Source organism: Streptococcus parasanguinis, from assembly GCF_001578955.1.
GTDB classification, from domain to species: domain Bacteria; phylum Bacillota; class Bacilli; order Lactobacillales; family Streptococcaceae; genus Streptococcus; species Streptococcus parasanguinis_U.
Map to the genome: position 1 here is coordinate 329,073 of NZ_KQ969689.1, position 6,032 is coordinate 335,104.

Genomic DNA, 6,032 nt, shown 5'->3' on the forward strand with positions numbered 1-6,032 from the left:
GCGAGTCCATCTTAAAAATTTTGCTTTTTTCAACAATTTTCAAAAAAGCGTTGACAAGCAAGGAAATAAGTGGTAAAGTTAGAACAACAAAGAGAAAGGAGAAAACCATCATGAACAAAGTAGATGTTTTGATGACACAATTGAATACACAGCTTCTCCAATCTCAGTTGAGTTCGATGTAAACTATAAATGGAACCCAAGATGGAGGAGTCTGTCTTGGGTTTTTTGTATGCATTTTTACCTGCCTTAACTGAATTGGTGATAGGCATCAGAAGGCCCAAGTGTGGACTGAGTACGTACTCAGCTCCTTGCTTGGGTTTTTTCTGTGCCATTTTGAAAAGGAGAATATATGATCAGAGCTATTTGGGAGTATATCAGGGAGCGCAAGTGGCGATATGTGAAGATCGCTATGGTCCTGATTCTTTATGATTACACCTTATTGATCCCGACGCAAGTCATCCAGCGCTTAGTGGATCATTTGAGTCAGCGGACGCTGACGCAATCCAACTTTGTATGGGATATGGTCCTCTTAGTAGGATCAGCCATCCTCAATTACCTAACGGCTTTTTATTGGCAGTTGCGACTCTTTCAGTCGTCAGTCCATTTCAAGGCGACCCTCCAGGAGCAAGCATTTCGTAAGCTAGTAGCCATGCGGCGCCCTTTTTTTGAGAAATTTCGCTCAGGAGATCTCTTGACGCGCTTTACGACAGATGTCGATGGCATGGCCGATATGGCTGGTTACGGGATGATGGTGCTCCTGTTTGGCGGTGGCTTGTTTGCCTTTATTATTCCGACCATGTTTTTCATTTCTTGGCAATTAACCTTGATTTCCTTTATTCCTATGATCTTCCTCGTCGTCTCTACCTATTTTTTGAGTAGAAAGCAGGAGGAGTATGTTGAGCAAAACCGGGAAGCAGTCGCTCAGTTGAATGATGAAGTCTTGGAGTCCATCGAAGGAATTCGGGTCATGCGGGCCTATAGTAGACGAGACCAGCAGGTCAAACAGTTTCAGAAAAAAACAGCCAGTCTATCCAAAACGGGGGATAAAATTGCCTCTATCCAGTATTCTTTTGGACCTTTAGCCCTGTTGTTTATTGGATTCTCGACAGTCTTGCTCCTGCTATTTGGAGGGCAGTCCCTGGCAAGCGGGCAATTGAGTCTTGGGAAATTATTGGCTTTACAGCTGTATTTGGTCTTTTTAATTGAGCCTATGTGGATGATGGCGGACTTGATCTTGGTCTACCAGACAGGGCAAATGTCCTATAAAAAATTAAAAGAAGTGATTGATGAAACGGATGATCTGGAGCCAGATGGTTCTCACTACCTAGAGGAAATTGATTTGGTGCAGTTTAAGGACTATTCTTTCAGCTATCCTGGTGCTGAGCGAAAGAGCCTATCAGGCATTGATTGGACCATTAAGAAAGGACAGACAGTTGGGATTGTTGGTCGTACCGGAGCAGGAAAGACAAGCTTGGTTCGACAATTCTTGCGGCAGTACCCAGTTGGTGAGGGAGAGTTTTTGGTCAACCAGCAACCGATCGTGGACTATAACCGACACTCCATCGAAGAAAAAATTGGCTATGTTTCCCAAGAACATATTTTATTTTCTAAGTCTATCCGTGAGAATATAGCGCTTGGTAAAAAAGGAGCCAGCCAAGATGACTTGGTGGAAGCAGTAGCCCAGGCTGCTTTTGCGGATGATCTCGAGAGGATGTCTCATGGAATGGACACCCTGATCGGTGAGAAAGGAGTCTCTGTATCAGGAGGTCAAAAACAACGGATCTCTTTGGCGCGTGCCTTCTTAAGAGATGCAGAGCTCTTGCTGTTAGATGATTCCCTTTCGGCGGTGGATGCGAAGACTGAACAGGCCATTATTGACACGATTCAAAAAGAACGAAAAGACAAGACGACCATCATTGTTTCTCATCGCTTGTCGGCTGTCCATCAGGCGGATTGGATCATCGTCTTGGATCAAGGACAGATTGTCGAAGAAGGCAGGGCTAGTGATTTATTAGCTCAAGAAGGCTGGTATTATGAACAATACCAACGGCAACAAAAACAGGAAGGAGAATAAGATGAAAGTATTGAAACGATTATTATCTAGGATCACTCTTTATCCAACTGTCTTTCTTGCTGGCTTTATTTGCCTCTTACTAGCCACCATTTTTTCTGAATTGTCTCCCTTTCTTCTCCAAAAGATGATCGATGGGCCTTTGACTGCGCTGACCCACGGTGGAGGGCAAGGGGACTTGCTTCAGATGGGAGGATTCTATCTCTTGGTCTTGAGCATCGGACAGCTGATTAGCTACCTAGGGAATCGGATCTTGCTACACGGAAGCAATCAAGTGACGGCTAACCTAAGAGACCAAGCCTTTCAAGTCATGCAAGGGTTGCCTATTTCTTATTTTGATGATAAGCCGGCTGGGAAGATCGCGACAAGAATTGTCAATGATACGGAGACCTTGCGGACCCAGTTTTATAACTCTTGTATGATTTTAGTCATCTACTTGGTGCGTTTCCTCTTTATCCTAGGGATTCTCTTTTACCTGAGTCCTATGATGGGCCTTCTCTTGTGTTTGGTCTTTCCGATTTTCTATGGGATCCAGTATCTCTACAAGGTCATGACGGACCAGCCTATGAAGGATTTCTTTGATGCGAGAAGCGAGGTCAATACCCAGGTCAATGAACTCTTGCATGGTGCCAGTATGATTCAGCTCTATCATCAAGAGCCTGGTGTGGTGGAGGAGTTTGAAGCCACTACCCAGAAGATGTTAGGAGCCAATGATCGAATCCTCCTGGCCGATTCCATTGCTTCTTGGACCTTAACGGAATTGCTCAAGTTTTTAGTGATTGCGGGCATTTTGACCATCGCTGGGATTTCTTTCCTACAGGGCAATATCGGTGTGACGGCTGGTTTCTTATTTATCAATATTAACTATGTGATTAATCTATTTGATCTCATGGCCAATCTCAGTCGTCAATTTCCGAATATTCGGAGATCCTTAGAAACGGGGAGTCGCGTCCTTGCTTTCTTAGACCAACCTTTGGAGGCCGATGGTGCATTGGAACTGAAGATAGAAAAGGCAGAAGTCGTGTTTGACGACGTTCAATTTGCCTATGAAGAAGGAAAGCCAGTTCTGCGGGATATTGCCTTTCAAGCAAGTCCTGGGCAAACCATCGCTCTTGTGGGTCATACTGGATCGGGTAAGTCTTCGATTATGAACCTGCTCTATCGTTTTTATGATCCTCAAGAAGGTGCGATTTTGATAGATGGTCAAGATATTCGCCAAGTCTCTCGTGAGAGCTTACGCAGCCATATGGGGATTGTTCTGCAGGATCCTTATCTATTTACAGGAACCATAGCTAGTAATGTGGCCATGAGTCAGGAACACATTGATCGGGATGCGGTCAAAGATGCCTTGAAAAAAGTCGGGGCTTGGCCCTTTGTAGAGCGCCTTGAAAAGGGAATCGACCATCCAGTCGTAGAAAAAGGATCCGCCTTTTCAAGTGGCGAGCGCCAATTGATTTCCTTTGCGCGGACGCTCTATATGAATCCGCAAATTCTGATTTTGGATGAGGCAACTTCTCACATTGATACGGAAACAGAAGAAATCATCCAGAAGGCTATGGCAGTCCTGCAAAAGGGCCGGACCACCTTTATCATTGCCCATCGCTTGTCCACTATTCAAGATGCGGATCAGATCTTAGTCTTATCCGAAGGACGTATTGTGGAGCGTGGTAGACACGAGGAACTGGTTGCACAAGGCGGTATCTATGCCCAGATGAATGCCATCCAGCAAACAGTGGTGTAAGATGAGTTCCACTGTTTAAGACGAGGAAAATCCCTAGCTAATTTATCTTTGTAATAAAACAGACTATATTTTAGATATAAGCTGGTTAATATCTGGGATAAAAGATTCTTAGAAACTTTCCTTATGTGATTACGGACGTTAGGTGAAATTATCCAGTGGATGATTTCAGCAGTCCAGGAAGTTCCATGACTTAGTTTTGAGCCTAAAGTCTCAAAACTCCCGAGTGCTTGAAACAGTACTGTTTCAAGCACTTTTCTCACGGCGGAAAGTTTTATTAGTGTCTTGACTGATCAAAAAAATAAAAATTATTATATCTTTCTTGATATTTTGATATGAAAAACTACGGATCTATATTTTAAACCAGTCTGTATCTAGTATATAGGCTGGTTTTTGTGATATAATAAAGTGATAATAGTGAGGTGATCCAGATGTATATTGAAATGGTAGATGAGACTGGTCAAGTCTCTGACGAAATCTTAAAACAAACGCAAGAAATTTTAGAATTTGCTGCTCAAAAAATTGGGAAAGAAGACAAGGAAATGGCTGTGACTTTTGTAACCAATGAACGCAGTCATGAACTAAATCTTGAATACCGTGATACGGATCGTCCGACGGATGTCATCAGTTTAGAATACAAGCCAGAGATGGAGATTTCTTTTGACGAGGAAGACCTTGCAGAAAATCCAGAATTGGCAGAGATGATGGCTGAATTCGATACCTATATTGGTGAGCTCTTTATTTCAATTGACAAGGCGCGTGAGCAAGCCGAAGAATATGGCCACAGTTTTGAGCGCGAAATGGGATTTTTAGCAGTGCATGGTTTTCTTCACATTAATGGCTATGATCATTATACGCCGGAAGAAGAAAAGGAAATGTTTGGCTTACAGGAAGAGATTTTGACAGCCTATGGACTCACAAGACAATAAGCGAAAATGGAAAAATCGGGACTTTATTTCCAGTTTGGAGTTTGCGATAACAGGAATTTTCACGGCGATCAAAGAAGAGCGCAATATGCGCAAACATGCCTTATCAGCCCTTGTAGCAATTCTTGCTGGTTTGGTATTTAGGATTTCTGCGACGGAGTGGCTCTTTTTGTTGCTCAGCATCACCTTGGTGATTGCTTTTGAGATTATGAATTCAGCCATTGAAAATGTGGTGGATTTAGCTAGTAACTACCATTTCTCCATGTTGGCAAAGAATGCCAAAGACATGGCAGCTGGAGCAGTCCTTGTCGTATCAGGCTTTGCCTTACTAACAGGACTGGTGATTTTTGTGCCCAAATTCTGGGCCTTGGTATTTGGATAAGAGGGAGTATGCCCTCGTGAAAGGATAATATGACATTTAAATCAGGCTTTGTAGCCATTTTAGGACGTCCCAATGTTGGGAAGTCAACGTTTTTGAACCACGTCATGGGGCAAAAGATTGCCATCATGAGTGACAAGGCGCAGACAACGCGCAATAAGATTATGGGGATTTATACGACGGATAAGGAACAGATCGTCTTTATCGATACCCCAGGGATTCACAAACCCAAGACAGCGCTTGGAGACTTCATGGTGGAGTCGGCCTATAGCACCCTTCGAGAAGTGGATACCGTTCTCTTTATGGTGCCAGCAGATGAGCCACGTGGGAAGGGCGATGACATGATCATCGAGCGTCTCAAGGCTGCTAAGGTGCCGGTTATTCTGGTGGTCAACAAGATCGACAAGGTGCACCCTGACCAACTCTTGGCGCAAATCGATGACTTCCGTAGTCAGATGGATTTCAAGGAAATCGTGCCGATTTCAGCCCTTCAAGGAAACAATGTTTCGCGTTTGATTGATATTTTAAGTGAAAACTTAGAAGAAGGTTTTCAATATTTCCCTGCTGACCAAATCACTGACCACCCAGAGCGCTTCTTGGTCTCTGAAATGATCCGTGAAAAGGTCTTGCACTTGACGCGGGAAGAAATTCCCCACTCTGTGGCAGTAGTAGTGGATTCTATGAAGCGGGATGAAGAGACAGATAAGGTCCATATCCGTGCAACCATCATGGTCGAGCGCGATAGCCAAAAAGGTATTGTCATCGGAAAAGGTGGCGCCATGCTCAAGAAGATCGGAACCCTTGCGCGTAAGGATATTGAGCTCATGCTAGGGGACAAGGTCTTCCTAGAAACATGGGTCAAGGTCAAGAAAAATTGGCGGGATAAGAAATTGGATCTTGCCGATTTCGGATACAACG

The 6,032-nt window shown here is 43.9% G+C and carries 6 protein-coding genes; all 6 read left to right on the forward strand.

The window, feature by feature from the left end; genetic code table 11:
- On the forward strand, positions 1-182 hold a 182-nt coding region (locus tag SPADD19_RS12300), incomplete at its 5' end, for a hypothetical protein (protein WP_241496390.1).
- A 167-nt stretch (positions 183-349) separates the two neighbouring features.
- A complete protein-coding gene (gene tetA(46) / locus SPADD19_RS01590; protein ID WP_061455033.1) occupies positions 350-2,074 on the forward strand; it encodes a tetracycline efflux ABC transporter Tet(46) subunit A in 1,725 nt (574 codons plus the stop codon).
- Position 2,075: 1 nt separating this feature from the next.
- A complete protein-coding gene (tetB(46), locus tag SPADD19_RS01595) occupies positions 2,076-3,812 on the forward strand; it encodes a tetracycline efflux ABC transporter Tet(46) subunit B (protein ID WP_003018863.1) in 1,737 nt (578 codons plus the stop codon).
- A gap of 428 nt (positions 3,813-4,240) precedes the next feature.
- Positions 4,241-4,738, forward strand: coding sequence for an rRNA maturation RNase YbeY (gene ybeY, locus SPADD19_RS01600; RefSeq protein ID WP_003005431.1), 498 nt, complete (start codon positions 4,241-4,243; stop codon positions 4,736-4,738).
- Positions 4,719-5,117 (forward strand): diacylglycerol kinase family protein, encoded by a 399-nt coding sequence (locus SPADD19_RS01605; protein WP_013903931.1) that lies wholly within the window; start codon positions 4,719-4,721, stop codon positions 5,115-5,117. Before ybeY ends, SPADD19_RS01605 begins: the two co-directional genes overlap by 20 nt.
- A 29-nt stretch (positions 5,118-5,146) precedes the next feature.
- A partial coding sequence (era, locus tag SPADD19_RS01610; RefSeq protein ID WP_061455034.1) for a GTPase Era occupies positions 5,147-6,032 on the forward strand: 886 nt, incomplete at its 3' end.